At 71.2% G+C, this 2,538-nt stretch carries 3 protein-coding genes; 1 reads left to right on the top strand and 2 read right to left on the bottom strand.

Annotation, left to right across the window (positions count from 1 at the left end; translation table 11 throughout):
• Positions 1 to 172 precede the first annotated feature (172 nt).
• On the top strand, positions 173 to 1,060 hold the full coding sequence (locus V7067_RS17330) for an SDR family oxidoreductase (RefSeq protein ID WP_334177133.1): 888 nt from the start codon (positions 173 to 175) through the stop codon (positions 1,058 to 1,060).
• Positions 1,061 to 1,163: 103 nt separating this feature from the next.
• Here the strand turns inward: V7067_RS17330 and V7067_RS17335 are convergent, their stop codons facing one another.
• Together V7067_RS17335 and V7067_RS17340 are read right to left on the bottom strand one after the other, a co-directional pair.
• On the bottom strand, positions 1,164 to 2,156 hold the full coding sequence (locus V7067_RS17335) for a bifunctional riboflavin kinase/FAD synthetase (protein WP_334177134.1): 993 nt from the start codon (positions 2,154 to 2,156) through the stop codon (positions 1,164 to 1,166).
• A gap of 62 nt (positions 2,157 to 2,218) precedes the next feature.
• Positions 2,219 to 2,538: HAD hydrolase-like protein (locus V7067_RS17340; RefSeq protein WP_334177135.1), on the bottom strand; the 320-nt coding region annotated here is incomplete at its 5' end.

Here is a 2,538-nt window from a genome sequence, read left to right on the forward strand (position 1 = left end):
CTTGCCCTGCCCCTTGCCCGGGTGGTGGTTCCTGCCGGGTAACCATGGGCAGCGCTTCTGCCTTCTTTACGCCGGCGGCGATATCGCCATTTTAAGCGCAGTCTCGAACTGAGACCAGCATCCGATTTGAATGTATGATGCGAACCGGAACCAGAAAGAGAAAGTCGCCCCGATGACCGACAACGCTACCCTTCTCGTGACCGGCGCCGGCGGCAAGCTCGGCCGCCTCGTGGTGGAACGCCTGCTGGCGCAGGGCCGCAAGGTGATCGCTGCCAGCCGCGACACCGCCAGGCTGGCCGACCTCGCTGCCCGGGGTGCCGAACTGCGCCGCGCCGATTTCGACGATCCGGCCTCGCTCGCCGCGGCCTTCGCCGGCGTGGACCGCGTGCTGCTGGTTTCCACCGACGAACTGGCCAGGCCCGGCCGCCGTCTGGCCCAGCACACTGCCGCGGTGAAGGCCGCTGCGGAGGCCGGCGTCAAGCACGTCGTCTACACCTCCATGCCCAACCCGGAGCCGGGCTCGCCGATTCCGTTCGCGCCGGACCACTACGGCACCGAACAGGCGCTGGCGGCAAGCCCGCTCGGCTGGACCGTTCTGCGCAACAGCTGGTACGCGGAAAACCTGCTGCTCGGCACGCTGCAGCACGCCGCCGCGACCGGCCAGTGGTATTCCGCCGCCGGCGACGGCAAGGTGAACTATGTCACGCGCGCCGACTGCGCGGCTGCGGCGGCCGGCGCGCTGGCGAACCCGCCGGCCGGCAACACCATTCTCACCGTGACCGGGCCGGAAGCGCTGACGACGGCCGAAATCGTGGCTAAGGTTGCGGCGGTGGCCGGCAAGCCGGTTGCGGTCGTGCCGGTCGAAGAGGCCGCGATTGCCGCCGGCCTGAAGGCCGCGGGCCTGCCCGATCCCTATCCGGCGGTGCTGGCGACGTTCGACACCAACACCCGCATCGGCAAGGCCGATGTGCTGACCGATGCGGTGGAGCAGCTCTCCGGCGTCCGGCCGCAGAGCCTCGACGCCTTCCTCGTGGCCAACCGGGCGGCCTTCGCCGGCTGAGGCCGTCCTGCTGCCGGCAGGCCTCTGCAACGAACGGGGCCGGGTCTTCGGCAGACCCGGCCCCGTTTTTTCATGACGGCGGCAATGGCGGCGCTCAGGCCCTTCAGGCCGGCGCATCCAGCATGGCATCGAGCGGGGAGACCGGCGCGGCCTGCGCAAGGCAGTGGCGGGCCTTCTCGCAATCGCGGGCGATCTGGTCGATGAGCCCGTCAATGGAGGCGAACCGCCATTCCGGCCGCAGATATTCGACCAGCGTCACGGTCAGGTCGCGGCCGTAGAGATCGCCGGAGAAATCGAACAGGAAGACCTCCAGCAGCGGCGCGCCGTTGTCGAAGGTCGGGCGGCGGCCGAAGCTCGCCACGCCATCCACCCGCCGGCCGCCCGTCTCGACCCGCACGGCATAGATGCCGTGGGCCAGCGCGCAATCGTCGGGCAGGCGCATGTTGGCGGTGGGGAAGCCCAGTTCGCGGCCGCGCTTGTCGCCGTGGCGCACGCTGGCCGTCACCCGCCAGCGCCAGCCGAGCAGGGCGTTCGCGGTGGCCACGTCGCCGGCCGCCAGCGCATCGCGCACCCGCGAGGAGGAGATGGCGCCGCCGGTGTCGTCGGCCAGCGGGGCGGTGATATCCACCGTAAAGCCCGCCGCCGGGCCGGCCTCTGCCAGAAAGGCGGGGGTGCCGGCGCGGGCCTTGCCGAAGTGGAAATCCCAGCCGATCAGCACATGGCGGGCGCCCAGCCGGTCACCGAGCACGGTATCGACGAAAGCCTGTGCCGAAAGCCCGGCAAACGCATGGTCGAAGCGGGCGGTGATGAGCCCGTCGAGCCCCACCGCCTTCAGCAGGCGGGCTTTCAGCGGCGGCGGGGTGAGGCGGAAAATCGGCTGGTCGGGGCGGAACAGGCTGCGCGGATGCGGCTCGAAGGTGAGGGCCACGGCCGGCACGCCGGCGGCGGCCGCCATCTGCCGGGCCCGCTCCAGCACCGCCTGATGGCCGCGGTGCACGCCGTCGAAATTGCCGATGGCCACCACCGCCCCGCGCAGCGCATCGGGCACGGTTTCCAGCGGAACGGAAAATGCGGGGGCGGGAGCAAGGTGCGTCACGACAGAAGGGCCGATCCGGTCATGAAGCGGGGCGGGGTGCAGCGACGCCGTCCGCGCTTCTCCTACCAACGAAGGGACGTGATGCCGGCGACGGCGGCAAGGCCGTCGCGGGTGAGGCGGGCGCTGACCCGGGCGGGATCGGGCGCATCGGGGGGGCCGAAATCGCGGGCGTGGATGCCGCCGGTCACGAACAGCACGTCGATGCCCTCATTGCAGCCGCCGCGCACGTCGGTGATGAGGCCGTCGCCGATGGCCAGCGTTTCCGCCTTCGCCGGCGCGGTGCCCGTGAGGGCGGCAATGCGGCGGCGGGCCTCGGCATAGATCGGGGGATAGGGCTTGCCGGCCTGCACCACCTCGCCGCCGAACGTCTGGTAGAGGCGGG

The sequence above is a fragment of the Pseudoxanthobacter sp. genome, from assembly GCF_036822375.1.
In the GTDB taxonomy this organism is placed as follows: Bacteria; Pseudomonadota; Alphaproteobacteria; order Rhizobiales; family Segnochrobactraceae; genus Pseudoxanthobacter.